Here is a 25,091-nt window from a genome sequence, read left to right on the forward strand (position 1 = left end):
TGTTTCATTCAAAACAAGCTTTGCTTTCTGTGCGTTCACAAAACCGATCGCTTGTTTTTTTCTGAAAACCAAAGTCAAAGAATTTAAATTAAATGAATACGCTCTTAATAAAACTACTCATAATGCCACCTGTGATAGCGGCAGTAACCTTGGCGAGTAAAAAATGGGGAAATAGCATAGGAGGTATATTGGCAAGTTTGCCTTGGGTGGCGGGTCCTATTTTGTTGTTTATCGCTTTTGAGCAAGGTACGGGTTTTGCCATAAAGTCCATTTCGGGTATTATGGTGGGTATAGTAGGTTGGTTAGTTTTTTGTATCGTTTATATCACCGTTGGTCAAAAGTTCAATGCCTTAGTAAGTGTGCTAATTGGTTACTTGGCATATTTTTCGGTTGGTTTGGCCTTAAATCCGTTACTTCCTTCTTTTAATGTGTATCAATGGCTCATGTTTAGCATTTCAGCATTGACCATCGGTTTTATGTTTTTTCCGAAAGTAGATGACCAAGAAATAAAAGTTGGGAAAACTCTAAAGTTTGAAATACCCATGCGGATGCTTATGATCACTTTTTTTGTAATTACAATCACGTTTTTTGCCAAGAGTCTCGGACCAAACTGGAGTGGTATATTAACACCATTTCCTGTTATGACAGCGGTTTTAGCCATATTTACCCATTATACACAAGGAATTTATCAAGTTCGTAAAATCTACATGGGGCTATTTACCGGCACTTTTGGTTTCACCATTTTCCTTTTTTCTCAAGCACTTTTATTGCCCGTTTACAGTGTAGCAATTTCATTTTTAATTGGGATAGTTTTAGATCTAATCATCACTTTAATTATGAAAGCGGTTTTCTCTAAATTTAACCTACTTTAGAAGCATTAAGTGATAGACTTTCTTCTATCAAACTCCCAAAGGCATATAATTTAAAACAAAAAAATCCCCTCAGCTATGCTGAAGGGATTTCATATTTCTATTTCTTATTATTTTAAATAAGAATCTACTGCATTTTTTCTACTTGTCACATGTGATTTCAGGGTATTTATCGCTGATGAAAACTCGGAAGAATTTCGCAAAAATGTGTAACCTTGTTTTTCAGTTGTTGCATAAGGCTCCACCAAAGCTTGATATTTGGCATAGAGGGCCTGCATAGAAGTCGGGTTAAAGGCTCCTTCTGTCAAGCTTTTAAGGTTCGCTTTATATTTTGCTTGATACACGGCATCTTGGTATAAATACCCAATGATTGGCCATTGAGCTGAATTTAGACCTGCAAAGTCTAATGGAAGCGAACCTCCTTGTTTTCCAGTTTGAAGAGCTTCGTTGTTATCCCAAGGAATCCAAGTCAGCTTATTTGTGGCGGGGTTGTTATATAAGAAATAATTGTGGGTCATTCTTCCATAAGTATCCCAGTTTTGGATGGCCGTATTTATTGCCAAATAGTTCATGTACATGTCAGTGTCAAATACCGCATCGAGTCTTGTTCGCCACAAAGCCGGGCTGCTGGTCCTGCTTCCATCGTGCAAAATACTCAAAAGAGCCTTTACGTCTGTAAAGTCAGCGGCGTCTTCGTTGGTTTTTTTATACATTTGAGTTTCGTTAAAACTTCCGCTCGCAAAACTCGCCGCAGTTCCATCGGGCTTATATAGGTTTCCTTTACTACTTTTAAACTGAGTCTTTATTACGGTATCGTCAACTTCCTCAGTTAGGGTATACAATCCAAAATATATCGGGCCGTCACCATAATCTACATAAACTGTAAAAAATGCAGTATGCGAAGCCGCAAGTCCCGCATTTCTAAATACATCACCCGCTACTTTTTCCCTTAAAAAAGAGGCATCATCAAAATTGTTTTTAAGACTCAATTTTTTAAAACCATTAAATCGTTGGTTGTCTATTTGAGGATATTCTTTTTCAAACTCATCAAAATCTAATTTGAAAGACAGTTTCATATTGCCAGCCTTCCATGTACTTTGTAAACTTGAGTTCCCTTTAAATCTTATGCCGGCCTTGTACCATGTCTTCCCGTTATATAGCACATTCCCAGGAACCATTATTGGGTCATCAGCATCGGTAAGCCCGCCCCCTTGTCCACCGCTCGAAACTCCAAATGTCCCGTATTTTTTGGTCATGTCGGCTAGCATTATTTGCCATCTGTTTTTTGTGAGTACTAAGTCGATGCGTTGCACTTTGGTGTCATCAAATACCAAACTAAAATTTGGAACTCCGTCTTTGCTATGTGTTTGTGATGTCCAATCGGCAGCGACAAAATTGGTATCACTGTATGTTTCGGCTGTGACTCCAATCGAATTTGTTGAGGTTGGATCTATTGCTGAAGCAACATCTTTACATGAAAAAATCACGAAAGAAAACGTGAATAATAATAAAATGCACTTAACAACCCATGTTGTTTTTAATCTTTGATTCATATTGTTTGTTTTTTAGAGATATGAGCACGAAGCTACCATACTTTAATAGACGTAAATTTTTGAAAAAACCTGTGGTCAAAGATTTATTATTTTAGAAAATTTTTTTAAGTTTTAATTTTTGTATTAAAAATTGAGCAAAATAATTAAAGAAGCCTCTATAGGATGAGCCAAGAAAAAGTGATAAATTCAATATTCTATTCGTGTAAAATACTAGCCTTTTATGTTTAAGAAAATAGCTTTTATAGCCTCTTATTCTTTACCGTTAATTATTGTTTTGGCTTATTACTTGCCAAATCAGCCCATTACATGGACAGGAGCTTTTTATGTTTATGTGTTGGTGCCATTGATAGATATTTTAATTGGGAAAGACAGACAAAACGTGGTTAAAGAAGAGTTTGACAAACTTTTGAGTGATTCCTATTTTGACTTTCTTGTTTTCTCTCACATCTATATCCAATATGCCATGCTTGCTTGGGTCAGTTATGTTTTGGTTTATGACGATTTAACCACTACTCAAGCTGTAAGATTGGTAATTAGCCAGGGTATTTATGCTGGCACTATCATTAATGTTTCACACGAACTTGGCCACCGAAATACATTTTGGTCAAAGCTTCATGCTCGCCTTGGGTTGGTGTCGGTAGCGTATCATCATTTTATAGTAGAACACAACAAAGGTCATCATGTGCATGTGGCTACTCCAAAAGACCCTGCCACTTCTAAGTTTGGTCAAACCCTATATGGATTTTGGTTTCAGAGCATAATTGGCAGCTTTTTGTCTGCCTGGGAAATTGAAAAACAGCGACTAAACAAAAAAAGACAAAGGGTGTTGAGTTTTAAAAATCAAGTTCTGATGGGCGTATTTTCTAGTATATTACTTTTTGTTACCATCACTTTGCTTTTTTCTATAATTAAAGGAGCGTTTGAATTTGAAGTTTTATATTTCTTGTTGGGACAATCTGCGGTTGCTATTCTGTTATTGGAAGCTGTAAATTATATCGAGCATTACGGAATCGTGAGACAAGAAATTAACCCAGGGAAATACGAAAGAGTAAACCCTTTGCACAGTTGGAATGCCAATCACTTTTATAGCAACCTGTTACTTTTTAATCTTCAGCGGCATTCAGACCACCACGCTTATGCATCGCGTCCGTATCAAATTCTTCGACATTTTGATGAAAGCCCACAGTTGCCATTTGGTTATCCGCTTATGATTGTAATCTCTTTGTTTCCTTTTTTGTGGTTTAAAGTCATGAATCCTAGGCTCATAAAATGGAAAGAGAATGCTTACGACGCATCGCATATTAAAAAAGTAGTGGCTCAGTTTGTATAAAAAGGGATTATTGTAGTTTTGTAAAAGCTTAAACCCCCAAGTTTTTATATCTTTAGAAAAATATTCAACCCAAAAATTTACATTAATGAAAACCAGATTTTTACTTTTCCTTATCTGCGGAGTTTTAGTATTTAATAGCTCCATTGCTCAAAAACAAAAGAAAATAATAAAGACGCTTATAGTAGATGGGCAAAACAACCATAATCAGTGGCCGAAAATCACGTACATGATAAAAAAGGACTTGGAAGAAACAGGTCTTTTTAAAGTGGATGTAGAAAGAAGTGCTTTTACTTGGGGAGAAACCGAAGGCTTAATTGCTAACTTTCCAATTGCCGGTTTACCAGAAACCGAGGCTGTGCCAAAACCCCAAGCAGATCCTAATTATGCTCCGGATTTTAAAAAGTATGACTTGGTTATTGTAAATTTTGGCTGGAATGCTGCACCATGGCCACAAGCCACGCAAGCCTCATTAGAAAAATTCATAAAAAATGGAGGCGGCTTAGTAGTTATTCACGCTGCCGACAATTCATTTCCTGCTTGGCCGGCCTATAATCAAATGATTGGTTTAGGTGGCTGGGGAGACAGAACCGAAAAAGATGGACCTTATGTTTACTATGATCAAGAAGGGAAATTAGTTAAAGACAATACTCCCGGAAAAGCAGGTTCACACGGTCCTCAGCATGAATACCAAATAGAAATTAGAGAGAAAAATCATCCTATTACCAAGGGAATGCCTCTTAAATGGTTACACACCAAAGACGAGCTTTATGATAAGCTTAGAGGTCCAGCAGAAAACATGACGGTTTTGGCTACTGCTTATTCTTCTCCTGATAAAAAGGGAACAGGTCGAAATGAGCCTATGCTTATGACTATCGATTACGGGAAGGGAAGGATTTTTCATACACCAATGGGTCATGTAGACTATTCAGTAGAGTGCGTAGGTTTCATTACGTGTTTGTTGCGAGGCTCTCAATGGGCAGCTACTGGCAAGGTCACTATTCCTATTCCATCAGATTTCCCTACTGCCGAAAAAACCAGCAGCAGAGTTTTTATTAAATAAGATAAATATGAATAATAACAAAATAATTAAGTTGATTCTAACATTTTTCTTCGGAGCCTTCATGGTTTTTGGAGGGGCAAATCATTTCTTAAAACCAGAAATGTATTTTCCGTTTTTTCCTGATTTTTTGCCCAAAGAAATTTTGAACTATGGAGCAGGTGCTATCGAGATTGTGATAGGGGTGGGGGCATTTATTCCAAAGTTTAGAAAAGCGGCTTGTTTGGGTATTTTGATTTTAATGCTAATGTTTTTACCCCTTCATATTTGGGATGTCTTTAGAGATTATCCCGCTATCGGTACACATGAGGCTGCTTTGGTCAGACTTCCAATCCAGTTTTTGTTTATTGCTTGGGCTTGGTTTATTTATAAAGACTAAAATTCATTTAACTAAAAGAATAAAAGGGATGCAAATTGTAAAATTCGTATCCCTTTTTAGTAATCGCACCTTAATTTGTATTAATCAATAAAAGGAAGACCATCTAAGTTTGATAGCACCTTTTTGTCTACTGTTAAATCTAAAAAATTTACTACAGTTGGAAATATATCTACTATTGCAAGTCCATTATTAAACCGATTGTTCAGCTTATTTTTGTTTGTAATTATCCAAGTTGCTCTTTCTCTATCAGACTGCCCACCATGGTTTCGCCCTGTTTTTTCGTCTCTACCATGGTCGGTTGTAATTATTAAGAGCCAATCTTCGTCAAATTCCTTCTCTCTTTTTTCAATGGCCGACCACAGTACACCAATTTGATTGTCCATATGTTTTACGGCGTCGGTCATTTGTGGAGAATCGCCAAACTTATGTCCCATGTCGTCGGTGTATTCCAAATATACCCAAGACAAATCTGGCCCGTGCAAGGTAATCGTTTCCGATGCTTTTTTAACCACAAGGTCATCTATGTTTTTAATAAAAAGTCTTTCTTTATCATGGGGAAACAAAACCGTGTCATTTTCATATCCATCAAAGACGAAATTTATCTTTAAATGGTCCGTTTCTGATAAGCCTTCACCCAAAAGTTTAGTTCTATTGTCTTTCCAAGTAGAAAAAATCCCTAGATTTAAATTAGGCTTAGCCTCCCTTGTTACTTTAAAAATCGTAGGATAAGAATAGTTGGGTGCTTTTATGGCATTCCCCCAAACATTGTGTTTGTTTGCCCAAGTTCCGGTCAGCATACTATTGTAACCAACTGCCGAAATTGTTGGAGATTCAGAAGCTCCCCCTTTTTCTCCACCCACATAGGCGTCACCAAAACCTCCATTTTTCGAAATCTTATCTAAGTTTGGGGTGTCCGTATTTTTCAAAACATCTCTCGGGATTCCATCTACCAAAACCAAAAGGCATTTTTTGTTTTGAGCGTAGCCTTCAAACGATAATAATAAAAGCAAAAAGACGTAAAATTTCATTTTTGAAAGTGTTTTTATGATTGAAAAGGAGAGGCCTCCTATTTTTTGGCAAAGAAACAGGCTTTCCTTTTTTTAATTATGTCGCTATCAATATCAAATCATTAAGTTTCGGTCATTTGACTTTGTAAAAAGCGAATCAAATTAAACTTCCATTGAGAAGCTTCTTTCAAACTGTCCTCCTGCTTCTAAATCTATTATGCCTTCCTTATTTATTAGTTTTTGGTCTGTGTTTACAGCGTCCGCAATTCCACACCATGGTTCTATACACACAAATTCTGCGTTTTTGGCAGCCCAAATTCCCATATAAGGAAACGATTCAAATTTGAAAGTGAGAGAGTTTGGGTTTTTATCAGACTTTAAAGTAATGCTGTTGGATTTAAGATTTTTGAAAACTAAGGCATCTTCATAAAAAAGCTCTTTGTTCAATTGAAGTCGACGGGTATTTTTTTCAATTAATAGGGGGGTGGACATTACTAATCCTGCATCATCCAAAGGCCACTTTTCTAAATCTTCTTCTAAACTAAATTCCAAATAGTAATCATTATAAGTAAGGGTCGGGTCAATCGGACACTTAAAAGCAGGGTGGGCACCAATAGAAAACCAAATGTTTTGTTGGCTTGGGTTTGTTACTTGATATTTTAATTCTAATGAATTTTCTACTATACTATAAATAAGTCTCAGCTCAAACTCAAAAGGATATATCGATTCTGTTTCAGCATTATTTTTCAATAAGAAAGTTGCGGATTCTCCCAGATACTTTTCCACCTCGAAATCCATAGTCCTAGCAAAGCCATGTCTTGGTAAATTATACGATTTTCCTTCATGTATATACGTGTCATTTTTTAACCCTCCAACAATCGGAAACAACACGGGGGATGACTTGCCCCAAAACTCTGGTTTGGCATCCCAAATAAATTCAGTTTTTGTTTCAATACTATACAGGCTTACTAGCTCAGCTCCTTTTGGGTTTATAGTAGCTTTCAGTTTTTCATTCGAAATTTGTATCATATGATATAAGGCGTTTTCGTTTTAGAATCTTTTTGTTTCAAATATAGCTATCAATTACTGTTCCCAGATATACTTAAAGTGTCAAGCCATTAAATGTTGCTTTAGTATCATGTGAGGTTTTCTTTAAAAAACAAGGTTGGAGTATAAAGACACTCTATATGTGATACAAAATTCATATTTTTAGATTTGTCAAAAAGTAAAAACCATAAAACATGGGGTAAAAAAACGGTGATTTTTTAATTTCTAATGAAAGAAGGAGAAATATATTCATAAGGATATGAGGATTTTTCTTTAAAAAGGTAAAAAGCATAAAGTAAATATTGAAAAAACGGAGGCGAATAAGTCTACGATTATAATTATTTTGATAGTGAGCGAAGGTATTTTCAAAAAGAATTCAATTTAGTTATATAAAAATACCAAGGCCAAAAATGTAGGAGGATGATATTTTGGATTAAAAAGGCAAGAATTACGCAAAAAGGGGCGAGTAAATGAATAGGATTAAATAAAGAAGGTTTATAGAGATACGAAGTATTTAAAAATGTAAGTAATTGGGGTTAAGTAAGTTTAATAAAAGGGGTAAAAAAGATATGCAAGTATAATTTGGAAATGCGGAAAAGTAAGTGGTATCTTTGCACTCCCAAAACGGCAGAGGCGAATGAGTTAAAGCAAAAAACGGGAAATAAAGTTCATAATAATTCTTAATTTTTTTTCTCTTAAAATTTGGAATGTAAAAAAAGGTTATTACCTTTGCACCCCGGTTGAGAGAGAGGGAAAAAATAGGGAGCTAATAGATAGCACAAGTTCACGATATAAAGTGGAATAAAGTTCATTAACTTGTTGGGGATATAAACAAAGAAATTATACTAAAAATTTAAGTTGGGAGATCTTTTCGTATTAAAGTAATTTACTATGGAGAGTTTGATCCTGGCTCAGGATGAACGCTAGCGGCAGGCTTAATACATGCAAGTCGAGGGCCTAGCAATAGGACCGGCGAACGGGTGCGTAACGCGTATGCAACCTACCTGTATCAGGGGGATAGCCCTAGGAAACTGGGATTAATACCGCATAATAATAGGAATGGCATCATTTTTATTTGAAAGATTTATTGGATACAGATGGGCATGCGTAGGATTAGCTAGTTGGAGTGGTAACGGCACACCAAGGCGACGATCCTTAGGGGCTCTGAGAGGAGTAACCCCCACACTGGCACTGAGATACGGGCCAGACTCCTACGGGAGGCAGCAGTAGGGAATATTGGGCAATGGAGGCAACTCTGACCCAGCCATGCCGCGTGCAGGAAGACGGTCCTCTGGATTGTAAACTGCTTTTGAATGGGAAGAATGTGCTCCTTGCGAGGGGTAATGACGGTACCATTAGAATAAGCCACGGCTAACTACGTGCCAGCAGCCGCGGTAATACGTAGGTGGCGAGCGTTATCCGGATTTATTGGGTTTAAAGGGTGCGTAGGCGGCTTAGTAAGTCGGTGGTTAAAGGTAGTCGCTTAACGATTTTACATGCCACCGATACTGTTGAGCTTGAGTTATTTGGAGGCAGCTAGAATTTCCGGTGTAGCGGTGAAATGCATAGATACCGGAAGGAATACCAATTGCGAAGGCAGGTTGCTACAAATATACTGACGCTGATGCACGAAAGCGTGGGGATCAAACAGGATTAGATACCCTGGTAGTCCACGCCGTAAACGATGATTACTAGTTGTTGGGTTTTCGGACTCAGTGACCAAGGGAAACCGATAAGTAATCCACCTGGGGAGTACGCCGGCAACGGTGAAACTCAAAGGAATTGACGGGGGTCCGCACAAGCGGTGGAGCATGTGGTTTAATTCGATGATACGCGAGGAACCTTACCTAGGCTAGAATGTGAGCGAATTATTCAGAGATGGATAAGTCAGCAATGACGCGAAACAAGGTGCTGCATGGCCGTCGTCAGTTCGTGCCGTGAGGTGTTGGGTTAAGTCCCGCAACGAACGCAACCCCTATTGTCTGTTGCCATCAGGTTATGCTGGGGACTCAGGCAAGACTGCCTACGCAAGTAGAGAGGAAGGAGGGGACGACGTCAGGTCATCATGGCCCTTACGCCTAGGGCGACACACGTGCTACAATGGTTGGTACAGAGTGCAGCGAGCTAGCAATAGTAAGCGAATCACAAAAAGCCAATCACAGTTCGGATTGGGGTCTGCAACTCGACCCTATGAAGCTGGAATCGCTAGTAATCGCATATCAGCCATGATGCGGTGAATACGTTCCCGGACCTTGTACACACCGCCCGTCAAGCCATGGGAGTTGGGTAGACCTGAAGCGGAAGGTAAAAGACTTCGTTAGGGTAGAACTAGCGACTGGGGCTAAGTCGTAACAAGGTAGCCGTACCGGAAGGTGTGGCTGGAACACCTCCTTTTTAGAGATAATCGGTCGCAAGATTGATGAAATAAACAAAGGAAGGGTCTTGAAGACTAAAAAAAAGGTATAATGGAAAGTTTATATTCCCACCGACAAGTTATGTTGGTATAGTAGCGATATTATATCACAATTTTAGTGGTTTTGTAGGAATACAACGAACTAGAGGAACGTACATTGACATGATGGAAAAGACTGAGAAAAGAAATAACGAGAGTTAGATAAGGGCGTACAGAGGATGCCTAGGGTCTCAGAGGCGAAGAAGGACGTGATAAGCTGCGATAAGCTTTGGGGAGGTGCACACAACCGTTAATCCAAAGATTTCCGAATGGGGCAACCCTCTCATCTGAAGGATGAGAATTTATACTAAGTATAAAGGCGAACGTGGGGAACTGAAACATCTAAGTACCCATAGGAGAAGAAAACAAGAGTGATTCCGTAAGTAGTGGCGAGCGAACACGGACCAGCCCAAACCTAGCATGTTACGGCATGTTAGGGGTTATAGGACTGCATTTAGAAATAGATTTTAAGTTGAACAGGATGGGAAACCTGACCGTAGAATGTGAGAGTCATGTAAACGTAAAGAATCTAGGACGAGCAGTATCCTGAGTAGGTGGGGACCGGTGAAATCCCCTCTGAATTCGGCAGCACCATCTGCCAAGGCTAAATACTCCTGAGACACCGATAGTGAACTAGTACTGTGAAGGAAAGGTGAAAAGCACGGGGAGTACCCGGGTGAAATAGAACCTGAAACTGTACGCCTACAAGCGGTCGGAGCTACTTTGTGTAGTGACGGCGTGCCTTTTGCATAATGATCCTACGAGTTACTTTATCGAGCGAGGTTAAGTTTTTAAGGAACGTAGCCGAAGCGAAAGCGAGTCTGAATAGGGCGAGTAGTTCGATGGAGTAGACGCGAAACCTAGTGATCTACCCATGGTCAGGTTGAAGGTTGGGTAAGACCAACTGGAGGACCGCACCGGTATACGTTGAAAAGTGTTCGGATGAACTGTGGGTAGGGGTGAAAGGCTAATCAAACTGGGAAATAGCTCGTACTCCCCGAAATGTATTTAGGTACAGCGTCGGCGTTGAGTCTTATCGAGGTAGAGCTACCGATTGGATGCGGGGGAGTCACATCCTACCAAATTCAGACGAACTCCGAATGCGATAAGATATAGCCGGCAGTGAGGGCTCGGGTGCTAAGGTCCGAGTCCAAGAGGGAAAGAACCCAGAACTACTGCTAAGGTCTCTAAATTTATACTAAGTTGAACAAAGGAAGTCTGACTGCCGAGACAGCCAGGATGTTTGCTTGGAAGCAGCAATCATTTAAAGAGTGCGTAACAGCTCACTGGTCGAGCGGGGCGGGCATCGATAATAAGCGGGCATAAAGTATAATACCGAAGCATAGTCAAAGTAGCAATACTTTGGGTAGGGGAGCATTCTGTATGCAGCGAAGATATTCCTTGAGGAGTGTTGGAGCGTACAGAAAAGCAAATGTAGGAATAAGTAGCGATAATGAATGTGAGAACCATTCACACCGAAAGACTAAGGATTCCTCCGCTACGTCAATCAACGGAGGGTTAGTCGGCCCCTAAGGATAATGCGAGAGCAGAAGCCGATGGGAATCAGTTTAATATTACTGAACCAGTGTATACTTCGAAGTGGGGACGGATTTTAAAGCTTCATACGTAGAGACGGAATTCTGCGTTGAGATGCGTCTTCGGACAAGTCGAATGAGGGGATAAGGTTCCAAGAAAAGCCAATAAGAATAGGTATATACTGACCGTACCGCAAACCGACACAGGTAGTCGAGGCGAGAAGCCTAAGGTGCTCGAGTGAATCACGGCTAAGGAACTAGGCAAATTAACCCTGTAACTTCGGGATAAAGGGAACCAGCAGCAATGTTGGTCGCAGAGAAATGGCCCAGGCGACTGTTTAACAAAAACACATGGCTATGCGAAGATTAATGTCGACGTATATGGCCTGACACCTGCCCGGTGCTGGAAGGTTAAGAGGGGATGTCATCGCAAGAGAAGCATTGAATCGAAGCCCCAGTAAACGGCGGCCGTAACTATAACGGTCCTAAGGTAGCGAAATTCCTTGTCGGGTAAGTTCCGACCTGCACGAATGGTGTAACGATCTGGGCACTGTCTCAGCCGTGAGCTCGGCGAAATTGTAGTGACGGTGAAGATGCCGTCTACCCGCCACGGGACGGAAAGACCCCGTGAACCTTTACTATAGCTTAGCGTTGTGACTGGATATTTGATGTGTAGGATAGGTGGGAGACTTCGATGCTGCGTCGCCAGGCGTAGTTTAGTCAACGTTGAAATACCACCCTTTGAATATCTGGTTCCTAACCCCGAACGGGGGACATCGCTTGGTGGGTAGTTTGACTGGGGTGGTCGCCTCCAAAAGAGTAACGGAGGCTTCCAAAGGTTCCCTCAGCACGCTTGGTAACCGTGCGTTGAGTGCAATAGCAAAAGGGAGCTTGACTGTGAGACCTACAAGTCGAGCAGGATGGAAACATGGGTATAGTGATCCGGTGGTTCTGCATGGAAGGGCCATCGCTCAAAGGATAAAAGGTACTCCGGGGATAACAGGCTGATCTCCCCCAAGAGCTCATATCGACGGGGAGGTTTGGCACCTCGATGTCGGCTCGTCACATCCTGGGGCTGGAGAAGGTCCCAAGGGTTCGGCTGTTCGCCGATTAAAGTGGCACGCGAGCTGGGTTCAGAACGTCGTGAGACAGTTCGGTCCCTATCTGTGGTGGGCGTGGGAAGTTTGAGGGGCTCTGATTTTAGTACGAGAGGACCGAATTGGACATACCGCTGGTGTATCTGTTGTCTTGCCAAGGGCACGGCAGAGTAGCTAAGTATGGACGGGATAAACGCTGAAAGCATCTAAGTGTGAAACCCACCTCAAGATGAGACTTCCATAGAGGAACGTTGGAGACGACGACGTAGATAGGCTACAGGTGAAAGTGCAGTAATGTATGCAGCCGAGTAGTACTAATGAACCGATAAACTCTCACTTTTTTAATTTTCAGTCTTTTCTATTGGCAATGTGTTACAATCAATTGTAATACAGAGCAATGTCAAAAATATTAAAAGCTTCTAAAGAGATTTAGAAACTATTGAAGACCTTCATGGTGTCAATAGGGAGGGCGATGCGACGTTTCGCCGGTGCGACGAATCGCAACACATCTTCCGATTGAGAAATGAAAGGTACTAAAGACCTTCATGGTGTCAATAGGGCGGGTGAACACCTCTTCCCATTTCGAACAGAGCAGTTAAGCCCCGCACCGCCGATGGTACTTGGATCAAACCCGGGAGAGTAGGTAGATGCCAGTTATTTATTGAAGAACAAAGACCTCAACAGAAATGTTGGGGTTTTTTTGTGCCCAAAAACTACTGCGATTTTTTTATTCGCTGGGTAGGTTTTAAAAGTTATATTTTGAGTTAAATCCGGGTGAGTAACGGGCTGGTGTATCAGTGGTGCGTCATTCTGATAAGTGACAGATGTTTATTAAGGTCAAAAAGCTTAACAGAAATGGTGAGTTTTTTTGTGCCTAAAAAGTAAAGCGATTTTTTAAATCGCTGTTTAAGTTTGGTTCCCATTTAGTGCTTGTTTATAGGTTATACTGAATCTTTTTCGAAGCAAGTAGTAGTCGAGAGTTTGTGGTACTTGAAACGCTTATTAATCTCGTCTACGCTCGATTTGACAATGGTCTCCGCTCGATTTGACGGTGTGGGCTCGGTTTGGCAATCTTGTCTGTTCGAGCGTTAGTCTAGAGCTGCGGTACTTTAATCGCCTATGAATCTCGTCTCCGCTCGATTTGACGGTGGGGGTTTCGTTTTGTGGCATTCTTGTCTTCTCGAGCGTTAGTCGGAGCTATTTGTTACTGAATGTCTTTATCGCCATTTACTACGAAGTCTCCTTTGTGGAGTTGTTTGTTTACTATTTGTTCAGTGCCTACTTGCTGGGCTGCTGCTGAAATGGCCCAAACCCACAGTAAGGTCAGTAAAGTATGTTTCATGTTGTTTCGGTTTTTGTGGTTTTTCAATTTTGTATCTGTGGTCTATTTTATTTTTAATTACGTTATTTCTTTTTAGTATTAATTGCTTTTAATAGCCATATTCCTTCTAATAAATACTGCCTTGTATAAATTCTCTTTTGCTCTCTTTGATTCACTAGTTTGTTTAAATTCGTACTTATTCAATGTTTCATAGATTGCCTATTAAAGTGGGTCTTAATTTTACTTTGTCTATAATATTCAACTTAATTTGTTTGGCTAAACCATTATTTCTTTTGACAGTTGGATATTTCGTTTGCTCTCTTATTTGATATTCAGTTTCTGTATTTTTTTCTATTGTAGACTTTTTTGTTTATATTTTAGGAGCTTCTGCGGTCAAAGATCGTTTTCTCTAGGGTGTAAGTGGAATCTTCCGTAGGTAATTTTAACACTAATAAACAAACCTTTCATTCTAAATCTTTCTCAATTTCATTTCTTTCAGGTTGAATTCGTATTTTTCTTCTTCGCCCCATTGAAAACTGAAAACATCATTATTTATCCACTTTTCATCTGTAAAACAAAATGGAGGAACTTCGCCACCTCCGGTTTTAAATGGCTCATATTGTTTAAAATCAATTCTGTTGAGTAATACAGCTGAGTTTTCTTTTTGTCCTATTTCGAAATATTCAATATTGAAATTATCTCTATTATTTTGCATGTCTTTATAGTACGTTTTTTCTAGGCCTTCTATTTTTAATAATGCCAATCTATAGCTATCATAGTAAAACCCACTTTTAGATTGAATTCTTGCTACATATGTCTTTTTTTTATTTTGGTACGATTTAAGGATAATAGGCAAATAGAAATCTGAAGTACACATAAAATTATATGCGTTTGATATCTCTGTAGTTTCAATTTGGAATTTTTCACAAAAAACCAAGATTGAATTATAAATACATGTTAGTAAATAAATGTATCTTTCATTTTCAGAATCTAATGAGTATAATTTAGTTATTGAAATTAGTAATCTAGTTGAACCCATATATTGTCCTATTTTGTAACCTAGTTTAATAAAATCATGTTCAATTTCATTTATTTTTTCTTGACTTAAATTATCTATATCTACAAAACTTACACTTAACCAATCGGTATTTGGAAATTTTACTTTCTCATAAAATAATACAATGAAATTCGATGCAATTTTAGAGGTAATATCTCCAATTAGATGTCTGATATTATCGTTGTTTAAGACATTTGCTTTTTTTATTGAATCATAAATACTTTCGAAAGGATTCATTGAGTATAAAGGTCCAATTTCATATACTTTCAAATACTTTAAATTTTTATTTTCCATTTTTTCCTATTTGATCTTGAACATATTTTAATGCCCTTCTAACTCTTTCGTTTTCAGCAGCAATAGGATTCCAGGGGTCATCATTTTTAAAACTCGGTAATTTATGTTTGGGAGGTAATTTCCCCCACTTTATATACAATGTATAATGTGCAATTAAAGAATATTCCAATAATCTGGCAGTGACATCATCTAAGTTAGAAAAAATTATAGCATAATCAAAAGTAGTAACATTGTACTCTAAATTAAAATTTCTCTTTTTAGTATCTGGTCTATCATAAGATTTGTTCTAACAAGTCATTCCATATTTTGCTACTTCAATAGGGTGAGGTGGATTTTTGTAATGTTCAAAATTAGGCCCCCAAATAACATAAACAATGCAGTTTCCGTTTATGCCTGTTGGAAGGGCATGGTCAATGTCAATTGAAATATTTACTGGTACTACAACTGGTAGTTTAACTGCCAGCAAATAGGGCTCTAAAACACCTGCTCCATAATCTTTGTTTTGATCCGAAGTTACCAAAAACGGAATGGTACTTATTGCAGTTACTGATGCAGAGATACTAAAACCTAAAATTCGGGCCAATGATTGTCCAATGACCATTTCTAAACCTTCAAGCGTATAGGCTAAGGAACTAATTGAAGTACCTACTGAAATAGTGTTACTTTCAGTTACTCCTAAAGCTAATGAATAGGCAAGTTTATTGTAGTTTGTTTCGATGCTTGATTTCCAAATCTGCAACCCACTCCACTTGTAGTACCCATATAATAATTAAATGTCCAAGAATCTTTTTCGCCATACTTTGAATAGTGGGCTACAAATAATTCACCATCTAATTCGAATCTTACTAAAGCTGAAGAATGAACAGGTACATTTTTGGGTGTGTTTGTTGTAAATAAAGGTTTAGCTTAAGACTCAGCTGAGCGTTGTATGTACTTGGGCCGGGGGCTGTATATTCGGGTTTATTGGGTGCTCCGCTTATTGGGTTGCCGTTTAGCATCCAAGTTATGTTGTAGTTGCCAAAGGTGTTGGGGCCTTCAAAGGGCAGCACTTTTAAGGTTAGGGGCTGTTGTTAGAGGCATTGAGGTTTTCGGGTATGGCATTGGCCACCTTAAACTCCCTCACGGAATTTTTCCAATTGTTGGGGCTAATGCACTGCAGATAATAACTGCCGGGTCCGGTGGCGGAAATAGTTGGAGTAAGGTATGTGTTAAACAGATGACCGGCGGTTTCAAAAAGATTTACCGAAGCGGAGTTTTGCCTAAAGGTTTCTTTTGCTGCCCCGTCTTTGAGTACGTACCATTTGTAAGTGTAGCCTGCTGGGGCGTTTGTACCTGTCAATGTAATATTTTGGCCTACACATGCGTAGTTTGGACCTGTGGGTATTGGGACTATATCGTGTGGGATTAAACCTTTACCGTTTAGTTTCTTGCTTTTCTAAAAGTATATTTCTGTTAGATATAAAAAGGCTGAAGAACGAATTTCTACTTTATTGTTTTTTGATGAAATCAATAAATGGTAAACATCTTTAAGGATTTTATAGATGAAAATTTGAGGCTAAATACATGCCACTAAAACTTGAGGTTTAACGGTACGGACTTTGTACGATTATATTTATTGCGATTATGTCAATTTTATTGTTGAAGTCAGACATTTTTACGATTTAAAATGAAAACTAGCCAAGCCCATTGAATAAGTCGGTATATTTCAATAAAAGTCGCTATTTAAAATAAATGAAGAGATTCTTTTTTTACAAATACATTCCTTCTGACCGATTCAAATTTTGTGATTTTCACATAACCCTGGGGAGCATTTTTGTTTTTCAAAAACTCCCTAATGCGTGGAATCTCTAAATCGAGTGCCGTTAGGTATAGAATGTCATATTTTTTCGTATTTAAAGCTTCTGTCAAGTCTTCTTTATTTCCATCAAAACCATGTAGGGTACAATTTCCTTCAAAAAAGTAATATCCAAATATGTCGTTTGATAGCACTTCAATGTGCTTTTTCTTGGAGGCATTTTTTATGTACAAATACGACTCGAGGTTGCTGCCGGGTGCAATAGTTGGTTTTTGGGTAGCAATTCCACCTATAAAAATCAAAAAGATTGCCCCTTTTATCCAGTTTTCTATTTTGTTGGACTTCAAAACGATAGACTGTAGAAGAATAGCGACAACTAAAAAATAGATAGGTAAATCTAAAAGCGTGAAATGGTTTCTGGGATACACTATTATGGCGATTACAAAGCCTGGCAAAGAAAACATTTCGACGAAGCCCAAATTCGATTTATTAAAATACAATTGGGCTTTTAGTTTGTTGTAAGAGGCCTTTGCGTCTAACTTCACCACAAAAAAAGCCAATATAAGTAAGAATATATAGCGGGTGTTTAGTCCCAGTATAGAAGCGAAAGGGTTATAGAAGCAAGATTTTACAATTTTAAATACCGTAATCAGGTAGTTGTATAAATTTATTTTGATGTGTTTAAAAAACAATTGTGGATTTACGGTTGCAAACTCATATAGGCTATTTGATTTACCATAGATTCGATCAAACTCCCTTAGTTCGTCTTGAAAGTCATAATCTTCGCCAGTCCAATATTTCCAATTATCAAGAAAATGGTATTTAAACTCAAACACAAATGCCGACTGATTTTGGGTTCCGCCACCCAAATAAGCTAAAATTCCAAAAATGGCAAGTATTAGAGCAATGGGTTTGATTTTACTGATAGTGCTCAATGATTTGTGCGACAGGATTTTGTAACAACAGATTCCAAATGCAAGTAAAAAGAAGTATAAAAATTCGGTTACACTCACATAGTTACAAAGCAACAAACATACGGCTATATAGGCCCATTTAATATAACTTTCTGATTTTAATGTAATTATACTTAAAAATATAAAACCAAAAATCAAATTTAGAAGGGTGATTCTAGGAGAAAGGCTTATTTGGAAACTAGAAAACAAAAAGCCGATGGCTAAAAAATAACTTAGAACAAACCCTATTTTACAAAAGCGTAAATAATAAAAAAAGGTAATGAAAACGATGCTTGAAATAATAAAATAGAAGTTGAAAAGAAGGCTGATGTTGTTTTCGCTGAAATAATAAGTAAGCCGCATTAGGCTGGGGTATAGGAGGTTTTCGAACGATGGATTGGGTAGTTTTAAAAATAGGGCGGTTTTCAATAAAACATCGTCTTGCGATGGGGCCAAGTCATAATTTGCATAGGAGTACATAAAGTACACCCCGATTGTAGCCAAAAGCAATGCCACAGTGAACGGATTCTTATTGGCCTTTAAAAAAGTGAGTTTGATCATCTTAGCGTTGGAATGCTCAAAAATACGTAAAACTTTTGGCTCAGCAAGTTGGCATTCTGATAGTAGTAGGTAAGACGATTTTTCAATTCACTAAGTCTAATATCGAAATCCGAAATAGTAATGTTTTTGTATTATACACAAAGTGGAAAGGAAAGAACAATATGTCTGCTCGACCTGAGCCGAGAGCGGTTGTTATTTTAGTCGCTTGTGAATCTCGTCTCCGCTCGATTTGACAAGCGTCTCCGCTCGATTTGACAAGATGGGCTTGATTTGGTGATAGGATTTTCGTTTAGCGGGGAAGGTATGATTTTGGTTTGGCTTTGAGTCGTTGTAACTTGAATCGTTTGTGAATCTCGCCTCCCCCTTTTTATACTGTTTTTCTATATTTCCCTAAATTGCTTTAAATAGTCTTTTAATTTCTATATCGCACTTTCTGCGGGTAAAAACCGCTTTACATACCTACGAAGGCTTAACCTGCGTAGAACTGGGCCTTTTATCAACACTATAGTATGCGTGAAACAAACGTGAACTTTATTCCTTAAATAGAAACAACGTAAAAAATATTTTTCAATTCACAAATTAATCTCGAGTGTCTATCACCAACATTTTTTTATTTTTTTGAAATGAAATTTGTAGATTTAGTTTACTAAACAAAGCTATATGAGAACTCTTTTATTTTTATCCTTACTATTCATTCATTTTGCTTCATTTGCTCAAGTAAGCGTTGAAGTTAGTTTTCCTTCAAGTGAGAAAACATTAGACGGGAGGCTTCTGCTATTAATTTCAAACAATAACAAAAGCGAGCCCCGAATGCAGATCAACGAAGGGCATGACACTCAAATGGTTTTTGGGCTAGATTTGGACAATCACGCAGCCGCAAAATCAATGTTGATAAACAGTACCAATAGTTTAGGCTTCCCTATTCAAAGCCTTGCCGATGTACCTTCGGGCGACTATTATGTGCAGGTTTTATTGCATAAATATGAAATCTTTAAAAGGAAAGATGGGCACGTGGTGAAGTTGCCCATGGATAGAGGTGAAGGGCAGCAATGGAACTTGGCACCGGGCAATATTTATTCAAAGCCGATAAAAATCACGATTAATCAGAAAGTCAAAAGTTTAGTAAAGGTGGTTTTGAATCAGACGATTCCGCCTATTGAAGAGCCGAAAGACACGAAATACATTAAGCACATAAAAATTCAAAGTAAACTCTTGACGGAGTTTTGGGGAAGGCCAATGTATGTGGGGGCACACGTCTTGCTGCCCGAAGGGTTTGATGAACACCCGGATGTTAAATACCCGTTGGCTATTTTTCACGGGCATTTTCCGAGCGATTTTGATGGCTTCAGAACCACTCCGCCAGATGAAAACCTGCCCGATACCTATAATGAGCGTTTTAAGATAAATGGCTACGCCAAAATAGTACAACAAGAAGCCTACGATTTCTATAAAATGTGGACGGGACCAACCTTCCCAAGAGTGCTGGCTATCGAAATTCAACATCCGTGCCCATACTATGACGACTCATATGCCGTTAATTCGGAGAATATCGGCCCGTATGGCGATGCCCTGACGTATGAGCTAATTCCATACATCGAAAAGCAATTTAGAGGCATAGGCGAAGGCTGGGCGAGGTTTACCTACGGCGGTTCTACAGGAGGTTGGGAAGCTTTGGCGGTTCAGGTCAAATATCCAGATGAATACAACGGGTGCTTTGCGGCTTGTCCGGACCCGATAGACTTCAGGGCGTTTACAACTGTAAATATCTACGAAGATAAAAATGCGTATTTCTACGAAAGTGACTACAAGAAAACCTTAAAACCGGCTCATCGCGATTATTTGGGACAGATTTCTACAACGGTACAAGACGGGAATCTCCATGAGTTAGTATTGGGCACCAAAACCCGAAGCGGACAGCAGTACGACATTTGGGAGGCTGTGTATTCGCCAGTGGGCAAAGACGGCTACCCGATGCGAATATGGGATAAAAAAACGGGTGTAATAGATCACAATGTGGCCAAATATTGGAAAGAAAATTATGACCTCACGTACATTCTGAAGAGAGACTGGCCAGTAAATGGCCCAAAGTGGCAAGGAAAAATCAGGATTTACTGTGGTGATATGGATAATTATTACCTAAACAATGCCGTTTATTTGGCAGAGGAAGAGCTCAAAAACTTGACTGGCCCAACCTACGATGGCGAAGTAGACTATGGCGACAGGGCCGAACACTGCTGGAATGGCGACCATACACAACCAAACTATATTAGCCGGCTACGGTACCACCGCATGTTTATACCCAAGTGGGTAAAAGAAATGAAAGCACCAGCAGAGGCTGATGTCAGTAGTTGGAAATATTGAGGTTTTGGCATTAAGTTTTAGTCAAACGATACTGACTTTTTGTTGATAATTAAATTTTAAGTCACAAGTTGTTTTGCCTTATATTTGCAAAAAAAATATTCGCCCAATATTCAGCCTGAGTATTGGGCGAAATAATAATAATTTTACATTAAATAAAAGCATGCAACTGCTGCCGAAATGAAAAAACAAATTCTATTTTTCTTATTTATCTCTGTGAGTCTATTTGCTCAAAAGCCATTTGAAGGAACACTTACTGACAAAAACAACACCGAATATAAGGGTCAAATCACATTATTAGGCAATCAGAATGTTTTAGTAATGTCTAAAAACGCCAGCAAGGAGTTTAAGGTTGAAAACATTAAAGTTATAACTTCACCTAAGGTCTTTTATAAGGTTATAGAAAAAGAAGACATGTATTATTTAGCTCAAAATATTTTTAATGGGCCACTAAGTTTTTTTAAAATAACCAAAGGAGAAAACGTAACGTATGTGTTTAAAGAAAAAGAAACTTTTGAGTTCATTGAGCCAGGAGAAGTAAAAGCGTATATTAAAAACAAAATTTTGCCTACAAAAGACTTTAGTCTGATTCAGTTAATCAACAGCAAAGTCAACCCAATAAGCGAGAACGAGATTTCTGATTTAGTGAAAAAGTATAATAAGATTTCCTATTCACCTTCTGAAAATAAGCAGTTCAAAAACAAGCCAGAGTTGTCCATTGGCTTTGATTTGGGACCACAAGTTCAGTTTGTTAAATACGATTACTTAATTACGTATACCTTTTATAATAAACCAATTTTATATCTACAAAAAGACCTAAGGCCTCAGTTTGGCTTGGCTTTTCAGGTAAAACCAAATGAAAAAATAGCCGTAGAGATTGGCGTAAATCATTATTCATACAAGGCGAAGCATGAGCTCGTAATAGTAAACGTAGGATATACCCAAAATGACACCCTAAGTTTTTCAAACAGTTCAATCAATGTACCGATAGACTTTAAGTTTAATTTTAAAGCCAAAAAGCTGAATCTGTTTGTTGATTTGGGTCCGCAGATTGCTTTTAATTATAAGTTAAATAGTCAGATAAACGATTTTTACGGGGATAAAAAAGAACTATTCTTTAATACCAATTCAATCGGCTTTGGGGCTCATTTCGGTTTTGGGGTTACTAAAACCATAAATAATAGCCAAGTTTCGCTAAGCAACAGACTAACCCTCAATAAGCTTCGTGATGGCGTCACCAATACTGGAACCTATATATCAAATGGTGTTTTTGTGAACTATAGATATATTTTCCAAAAAGGAAAAAGGAGGGTTTAGCAAAATACTCTTTCATTAATTAAAAAACAGAATACTCGATTTTGGCATTCCGTTTTTCAATGTATGCTTTATCTTTTTCGTCTATTCCGCCAGCCTCATGGGTTTCATTTATAAGCACCTTTCCATTTGGCTTTAATGTAGAACTTGTACTGAAGTTTTCGTAAAAAGGAGCGTCTGCCGAGGTTTTAATATATGCAAATGGTACGCAGGCTGTCGTTTTGTTATTTTCAATGGTACTAATAAATAACACTTTGCCATCAAAGTACGGACAAGCCTCATAGCTGCTATAGTTTATCCCCCACACCCTAAGTGTTTTGGCTTCAGACACAGAAATGTCTTTTAATAAAATGCCTGTTATGTCTTTATACATACCGATATCGAGGCTTGAAATATAGTTTTCATACTTTCCCGCACTTTTTAATGAATCTAACCTTCTAAAGCTATTTAAAAGCTCAAAATATTCACTTGTATCAGGTAAGAATCCCCAAAGCGAGCTCGCTTCGAGACTTGAAATTTTAGTTAGACTGCTGTCTAAAAAAATAGACTCAAGTGCTATAGAATCAATTTTCATTTCAGCAACCTGTAAAGTCACATGCGTTTCTTTTTTTGCTTTTGTGCCACAGCCCCAAAGCGTAAATCCCAAAAAAGTCAAAAGTAGGTATTTCATCATAATGTATTTATTAATAAAGATATAAGGTAGGAAAGCCACATTTTCAAAACTGCCTCTTTTTATTCTTTTGACACTAAGGTCTTCATTGATATAAGTATTTAACTTAAAATGTTTAAGTATTGTATTATTTAAAGGTTCTTATTTAAAGTAGATAGTTGTCTATTTTCGTGAAATGAAAAATAGTAGTTTAAAATATCTTCAATATTCAATTTAAAAATGAATGAATACTGAAAATGAGTTTATAAAATGGCCAAAGGTGTAGACAAATATGAAAATATTGAAAAAATTAGTTTCTCTAATGAGTGCGTAAAAATTTAATGTTTTTTGTTTTATTTTTAGAAATATAAATTTTTTAATTTTTTATTAAAACTATAAAAGAACTTTTATGAGAATATGTAAAATAATACTCAAAAAAATTTGAGTACTTATACTTAGTTATAATTTCGAATCATCAATTTGATAATCAAGAGAAACTAAAAAGCCAGAAGGCTGTAATTAGGTAACAAAAGATTAAGAAAAATAGATAAAGGGTGGTGGAGCACCTGGTACTCTTGGATGCATACAAGAGCCGAAAAAAACGGCCGAAGGGGTATTGGAGTACCGCCGACGGCCTTGGGGTTTGCCTTCTGTGTTGAAACATATAGGCAGGGTGTAAAGAAAATTAATTATTTTCAAATAACAAACTGCTGACCTAAAAACGGTTTTTAAAAACCAGTGTTTCTTCTTATTTGTGTATGTGTAAAACTGGTGTTTAGAGGGTTTCTAAAACAGTCATTAAAAGTTTTATTTTATTAAGTTTATTCCAATGAGAAAGAAACAATTATTTTCAAAGAAAATCTGGTTATTTATACTTATTTATTTTATAAAAACTGCCGCTTCGGCACAAATGAGCTTAGTAGGTCAGATTCGCACACGTACCGAAGTTAGAGATGGGCTAGGCAATTTAGCTCCAATCGGTGCCAAAACCGCCGCCTTTACCTCACAGCGTACGCGTTTGACTTTCGGCTACAAATGGGATCGTGTTATTTTCACAACTTCTGTTCAAGACGTCAGAGTCTGGGGGCAAGACGCCTCTTCGATAAGCAACGCTGACGGTAGCAGATTGATGGTGCATGAAGCCAACGCCGAGTTAATCTTGGCCAATTCGGTAGACACAACCATCAAATTTAGGCCTATACAAAACCTTTCACTCAAAATAGGAAGACAAGAGCTCGTTTATGACGACGTCCGTCTTTTGGGTAACCTCGATTGGTTACAGCAAGCCAGAAGGTTTGACGCCGCCATATTTAAAGCTCAGCACATGGGCTGGCTGTTAGACTTCGGTGGTGGTTTTAACCAAAACTCAGATGGTTTCGGTGTAAACGGCACCTATTACACAGCAGGAAATGCACCCACTACGGCACTTTCAAACAAAAACGTAACCTTGGCTATTCCCGCAGGTTTTATTCCTACGGCAGGCAAAAACGGGGCTTTGGTATTGGCTACGCCTTTAAGTACAAACGGACAAAACCAACAGTTTAAGTCTTTTCAAATGGCCTACTTGACCCGAAAGTTTAAGCAAACCAAATTGTCAGCGTTGTTTTTTAAAGATGATTTCTCAAAATACGTATCAGACAGTTTAGGAAATGCCACCCAAGGGTACGTATACGGTCGCAGATACAACCAAGCTGGGGTAAACTCACGCATGACTTACGGCTTAATGGCCAACAACCAATTCGGAAACGCCTCTTCGTTTTTCGGGAAAGTTTCTACTCAGGCATGGTTTTATGCACAGTCAGGCAAAGACCGCGACGGCCTTAGCATCAAAAACGCGTATCACTATGGAGCGTTCGCTACTATGCAAAAAGGCAAGTGGTCCTTTGGCCCGGGTTACGAAGTATTGACAGGAAACAACGGACAAAAAGTGGTAGCAGGCCAAACTTCAAAATTTGACCCGCTTTATGGTACGCCACATAAGCATTGGGGCTACATGGATTATTTCTACGTAGGCACAGGTTCTCCAGCAGGAGGATTAAAAGATGCATATCTAAAACTAAAATATGTTAACAAAATATTTACTTTCACAGCTGACGGTCACTACTTCAGCTTAGCCGCACCAACCATTAATAAACTTGACGGTGCCAGCAAGCTTCTAAACTCAAAATTGGGTAGCGAGATAGACCTTGTAGGTCAAGTTGCCATGAATAAATTTACAACCTTAGAGCTAGGCTATTCGATAATGAAAGGCAGCAACTCTTTGGAATATGTAAAGTCTAACACCATGGACAAAACCAAGAAAACAGGCAATTGGGCCTACCTAATGCTTAATATTCGTCCTGACTTCTTCTATACTAAGCCGGTCGCTATCAAACAATAATTACCAAGTGTTTTCACTCCCAGTGTAGACCTATTTTTCACTATTGGGGGGTTCTAAAATCAGTATACTTTCTAAAAAAACAT

The 25,091-nt window shown here is 38.3% G+C and carries 18 protein-coding genes and 3 rRNA genes; 10 read left to right on the plus strand and 11 right to left on the minus strand.

Features of this window, described 5'->3' with window-relative positions:
* The first annotated feature begins 92 nt into the window (after window positions 1-92).
* Window positions 93-872, plus strand: coding sequence for a hypothetical protein (locus ACFOOI_RS15060; protein ID WP_379838838.1), 780 nt, complete (start codon window positions 93-95; stop codon window positions 870-872).
* 107 nt (window positions 873-979) lie between these two features.
* Here the strand turns inward: ACFOOI_RS15060 and ACFOOI_RS15065 are convergent, their stop codons facing one another.
* Window positions 980-2,422 (minus strand): CotH kinase family protein, encoded by a 1,443-nt coding sequence (locus ACFOOI_RS15065; protein WP_379838839.1) that lies wholly within the window; start codon window positions 2,420-2,422, stop codon window positions 980-982.
* A gap of 220 nt (window positions 2,423-2,642) precedes the next feature.
* Between ACFOOI_RS15065 and ACFOOI_RS15070 the strand changes: the two genes are divergently transcribed.
* The 3 genes from ACFOOI_RS15070 to ACFOOI_RS15080 all read left to right on the plus strand — a co-directional run bounded on the left by ACFOOI_RS15070 (window position 2,643) and on the right by ACFOOI_RS15080 (window position 5,188).
* Window positions 2,643-3,752, plus strand: coding sequence for an alkane 1-monooxygenase (locus tag ACFOOI_RS15070; protein WP_379838840.1), 1,110 nt, complete (start codon window positions 2,643-2,645; stop codon window positions 3,750-3,752).
* Between the two features lie 85 nt (window positions 3,753-3,837).
* On the plus strand, window positions 3,838-4,812 hold the full coding sequence (locus ACFOOI_RS15075; RefSeq protein ID WP_379838841.1) for a ThuA domain-containing protein: 975 nt from the start codon (window positions 3,838-3,840) through the stop codon (window positions 4,810-4,812).
* A gap of 7 nt (window positions 4,813-4,819) precedes the next feature.
* Window positions 4,820-5,188 carry a DoxX family protein gene (locus ACFOOI_RS15080; protein WP_379838842.1) on the plus strand — a complete coding sequence of 123 codons (369 nt, stop codon included), beginning with the start codon at window positions 4,820-4,822 and terminating at the stop codon, window positions 5,186-5,188.
* An 80-nt stretch (window positions 5,189-5,268) separates the two neighbouring features.
* On the opposite strand, the gene ACFOOI_RS15085 is transcribed toward ACFOOI_RS15080, so the two are convergent.
* Window positions 5,269-6,216: an alkaline phosphatase family protein gene (locus ACFOOI_RS15085; protein WP_379838843.1), complete on the minus strand. Its 948-nt coding sequence runs from the start codon at window positions 6,214-6,216 to the stop codon at window positions 5,269-5,271.
* Between the two features lie 141 nt (window positions 6,217-6,357).
* Window positions 6,358-7,224 carry an aldose 1-epimerase family protein gene (locus tag ACFOOI_RS15090; RefSeq protein WP_379838844.1) on the minus strand — a complete coding sequence of 289 codons (867 nt, stop codon included), beginning with the start codon at window positions 7,222-7,224 and terminating at the stop codon, window positions 6,358-6,360.
* A 906-nt stretch (window positions 7,225-8,130) separates the two neighbouring features.
* Between ACFOOI_RS15090 and ACFOOI_RS15095 the strand changes: the two genes are divergently transcribed.
* From ACFOOI_RS15095 to rrf, 3 genes are all read left to right on the plus strand, one after another.
* Window positions 8,131-9,636: ribosomal RNA gene (locus tag ACFOOI_RS15095) — 16S ribosomal RNA — on the plus strand.
* A gap of 210 nt (window positions 9,637-9,846) precedes the next feature.
* A 23S ribosomal RNA gene (locus ACFOOI_RS15100) occupies window positions 9,847-12,664 on the plus strand.
* Between the two features lie 206 nt (window positions 12,665-12,870).
* Window positions 12,871-12,982 (plus strand): 5S ribosomal RNA (gene rrf / locus ACFOOI_RS15105).
* Together the 16S, 23S and 5S rRNA genes form the textbook arrangement of a ribosomal RNA operon.
* Before the next feature lie 138 nt (window positions 12,983-13,120).
* Here the strand turns inward: rrf and ACFOOI_RS15110 are convergent.
* From ACFOOI_RS15110 to ACFOOI_RS15140, 7 genes are all read right to left on the minus strand, one after another.
* Complete coding sequence (locus ACFOOI_RS15110) at window positions 13,121-13,249, minus strand: hypothetical protein (RefSeq protein ID WP_379838846.1); 129 nt, start codon at window positions 13,247-13,249, stop codon at window positions 13,121-13,123.
* Between the two features lie 281 nt (window positions 13,250-13,530).
* The gene (locus tag ACFOOI_RS15115; RefSeq protein ID WP_379838847.1) at window positions 13,531-13,668 is read right to left on the minus strand and encodes a hypothetical protein; all 138 of its coding nucleotides are present in this window, start codon (window positions 13,666-13,668) and stop codon (window positions 13,531-13,533) included.
* A gap of 448 nt (window positions 13,669-14,116) precedes the next feature.
* Window positions 14,117-14,998 (minus strand): hypothetical protein, encoded by an 882-nt coding sequence (locus tag ACFOOI_RS15120; RefSeq protein WP_379838848.1) that lies wholly within the window; start codon window positions 14,996-14,998, stop codon window positions 14,117-14,119.
* Window positions 14,999-15,284: 286 nt separating this feature from the next.
* On the minus strand, window positions 15,285-15,737 hold the full coding sequence (locus ACFOOI_RS15125; RefSeq protein ID WP_379838849.1) for a hypothetical protein: 453 nt from the start codon (window positions 15,735-15,737) through the stop codon (window positions 15,285-15,287).
* Between the two features lie 106 nt (window positions 15,738-15,843).
* Window positions 15,844-16,047, minus strand: coding sequence for a hypothetical protein (locus ACFOOI_RS15130; protein ID WP_379838850.1), 204 nt, complete (start codon window positions 16,045-16,047; stop codon window positions 15,844-15,846).
* Window positions 16,048-16,055: 8 nt separating this feature from the next.
* On the minus strand, window positions 16,056-16,337 hold the full coding sequence (locus tag ACFOOI_RS15135; protein WP_379838851.1) for a hypothetical protein: 282 nt from the start codon (window positions 16,335-16,337) through the stop codon (window positions 16,056-16,058).
* Between the two features lie 383 nt (window positions 16,338-16,720).
* Window positions 16,721-18,307: a hypothetical protein gene (locus ACFOOI_RS15140; protein WP_379838852.1), complete on the minus strand. Its 1,587-nt coding sequence runs from the start codon at window positions 18,305-18,307 to the stop codon at window positions 16,721-16,723.
* A 660-nt stretch (window positions 18,308-18,967) separates the two neighbouring features.
* Between ACFOOI_RS15140 and ACFOOI_RS15145 the strand changes: the two genes are divergently transcribed.
* The gene (locus tag ACFOOI_RS15145; RefSeq protein WP_379838854.1) at window positions 18,968-20,668 is read left to right on the plus strand and encodes a hypothetical protein; all 1,701 of its coding nucleotides are present in this window, start codon (window positions 18,968-18,970) and stop codon (window positions 20,666-20,668) included.
* 177 nt (window positions 20,669-20,845) lie between these two features.
* Window positions 20,846-21,982, plus strand: coding sequence for a hypothetical protein (locus tag ACFOOI_RS15150; RefSeq protein ID WP_379838855.1), 1,137 nt, complete (start codon window positions 20,846-20,848; stop codon window positions 21,980-21,982).
* A gap of 19 nt (window positions 21,983-22,001) precedes the next feature.
* Here ACFOOI_RS15150 and ACFOOI_RS15155 read toward each other — a convergent pair whose 3' ends face one another.
* Window positions 22,002-22,652, minus strand: coding sequence for a hypothetical protein (locus ACFOOI_RS15155; RefSeq protein ID WP_379838856.1), 651 nt, complete (start codon window positions 22,650-22,652; stop codon window positions 22,002-22,004).
* Between the two features lie 805 nt (window positions 22,653-23,457).
* On the opposite strand from ACFOOI_RS15155, the gene ACFOOI_RS15160 reads away from it, so the two are divergent.
* Window positions 23,458-25,008, plus strand: a complete 1,551-nt coding sequence (locus tag ACFOOI_RS15160) for an alginate export family protein (RefSeq protein ID WP_379838857.1) — start codon at window positions 23,458-23,460, stop codon at window positions 25,006-25,008.
* Window positions 25,009-25,091 lie beyond the last annotated feature (83 nt).

The sequence above is a fragment of the Lacihabitans lacunae genome (genome assembly GCF_042649125.1).
Lineage (GTDB): Bacteria > Bacteroidota > Bacteroidia > Cytophagales > Spirosomataceae > Leadbetterella > Leadbetterella lacunae.

Coding starts and splice junctions, on each gene's coding strand:
- ACFOOI_RS15120 (WP_379838848.1), bottom strand. CDS start 14,998: ATGGAAAATAAAAATTTAAAGTATTTGAAAGTATATGAAATTGGACCT.
- ACFOOI_RS15085 (WP_379838843.1), bottom strand. CDS start 6,216: ATGAAATTTTACGTCTTTTTGCTTTTATTATTATCGTTTGAAGGCTAC.
- ACFOOI_RS15150 (WP_379838855.1), top strand. CDS start 20,846: ATGAAAAAACAAATTCTATTTTTCTTATTTATCTCTGTGAGTCTATTT.
- ACFOOI_RS15140 (WP_379838852.1), bottom strand. CDS start 18,307: ATGATCAAACTCACTTTTTTAAAGGCCAATAAGAATCCGTTCACTGTG.
- ACFOOI_RS15115 (WP_379838847.1), bottom strand. CDS start 13,668: ATGAAACATACTTTACTGACCTTACTGTGGGTTTGGGCCATTTCAGCA.
- ACFOOI_RS15075 (WP_379838841.1), top strand. CDS start 3,838: ATGAAAACCAGATTTTTACTTTTCCTTATCTGCGGAGTTTTAGTATTT.
- ACFOOI_RS15090 (WP_379838844.1), bottom strand. CDS start 7,224: ATGATACAAATTTCGAATGAAAAACTGAAAGCTACTATAAACCCAAAA.
- ACFOOI_RS15145 (WP_379838854.1), top strand. CDS start 18,968: ATGAGAACTCTTTTATTTTTATCCTTACTATTCATTCATTTTGCTTCA.
- ACFOOI_RS15080 (WP_379838842.1), top strand. CDS start 4,820: ATGAATAATAACAAAATAATTAAGTTGATTCTAACATTTTTCTTCGGA.
- ACFOOI_RS15065 (WP_379838839.1), bottom strand. CDS start 2,422: ATGAATCAAAGATTAAAAACAACATGGGTTGTTAAGTGCATTTTATTA.
- ACFOOI_RS15155 (WP_379838856.1), bottom strand. CDS start 22,652: ATGATGAAATACCTACTTTTGACTTTTTTGGGATTTACGCTTTGGGGC.
- ACFOOI_RS15110 (WP_379838846.1), bottom strand. CDS start 13,249: ATGGGAACCAAACTTAAACAGCGATTTAAAAAATCGCTTTACTTTTTA.
- ACFOOI_RS15160 (WP_379838857.1), top strand. CDS start 23,458: ATGAGAAAGAAACAATTATTTTCAAAGAAAATCTGGTTATTTATACTT.
- ACFOOI_RS15060 (WP_379838838.1), top strand. CDS start 93: ATGAATACGCTCTTAATAAAACTACTCATAATGCCACCTGTGATAGCG.
- ACFOOI_RS15070 (WP_379838840.1), top strand. CDS start 2,643: ATGTTTAAGAAAATAGCTTTTATAGCCTCTTATTCTTTACCGTTAATT.